At 62.2% G+C, this 1,136-nt stretch carries 1 protein-coding gene and 1 pseudogene; both read right to left on the bottom strand.

Going from position 1 to position 1,136, the window contains the following annotated elements:
* Positions 1-669: class I SAM-dependent rRNA methyltransferase (locus ACR0E6_RS21330; RefSeq protein ID WP_480587065.1), on the bottom strand; the 669-nt coding region annotated here is incomplete at its 3' end.
* Positions 670-708: 39 nt separating this feature from the next.
* A pseudogene (locus tag ACR0E6_RS21335) lies at positions 709-981 on the bottom strand (hypothetical protein).
* Positions 982-1,136: the final 155 nt, after the last annotated feature.

The following is a 1,136-nucleotide window of genomic DNA, read 5'->3' on the forward strand; positions in this document are numbered from 1 at the left end:
CAAACGCGCCGCAAAAGCGTGGTTGGGACGTTGATCGTAGAAGAGGCCGGTTTTCTGACCGCCTGTCAGGTCGGCCATATAGGTCGCGCCGTTCATGGGCACAGGCAGAGGCGCGTCAGGCACGGTTCCCCGCAGGGTTTGGTTGACATCATCCAACCCCTCCAACCCGCGGGTCCGGCCCGAGGCGTTTTTCAGAACGGTTGTCACGCCGGTCACCTTGACCAGCGCGTCGGTCAGCACCTCCAGATGCGCTTCGGCCCAGGCGGCGTTGGGCTGGATCACGCAGGCATCGCCGAAACGGTCGATGATCACACCGGGAAAGCCATCTGCTTCGGCGTGGATCAGGCGGTAATATGGCGCGTCAAACAGGCGTTCACGCATCTCAAGCGCGCGCTGCAGGCGGGATTCGAACCAGTCCGCATTCAGAACGGCCTCAATATCGCGATCCAGAACACGACACATGATTTTTGATTCAGGGTTCACCGCGACCAGAGCGATCGGCGCGCGTTTGTCATCCTCAAGCACGGCCAGCGCCCCGGCAGGGATTTTGCGCGTGCGTCGGTCGGTGACGATGTCATTGGCATAGACCCATGGGAACCCATGGCGCAGCCCGCGCGCATTGGCTTTGGGTTTCAGGCGGATACGGGGGCGGTCAGCGGCTTGGGTCATGACCGCCTCATAGTCGCGAACAGCCCGAAGGAAGACCCCCTAGCGCGGGCGAGAGCGCCAGCCACCGCGCCGCTTGGGCGCTTGGGCGGCCTGCAACCCTTCGCTCATCACTTGAGTCATGGGATGATCGGCGTCCTGTGCGGAATAGGCCGCGTGCAGCTCGGCCAGAGCCTGTTTCTGGTCCAAGCCATCGGGCAGGCTGAGCGCCCAGTCCAGAAAGATGCTGCGGCATTACGGCATGGCGATGCCTTCGATGTTATATGCCTCGCGGATCAGGCCCTTGGGGTCGTTTGGATCAGTGTTGCGCGCCATCTTCATCCTCTTTGATTACGCTGCCGATGATCGCGGCGGCGGTGGAGTAGCTGACCTGCAACGCGGATTGCAGTGCTTCGACCTGTTCGAACCCGGTGGCGCGGCATAGGAAGGCCGCTCCGCCCTCGCCGATTTTATCCGCTTCAATCACCTTG

The sequence above is a fragment of the Ruegeria sp. AP12 genome, assembly GCF_056540025.1.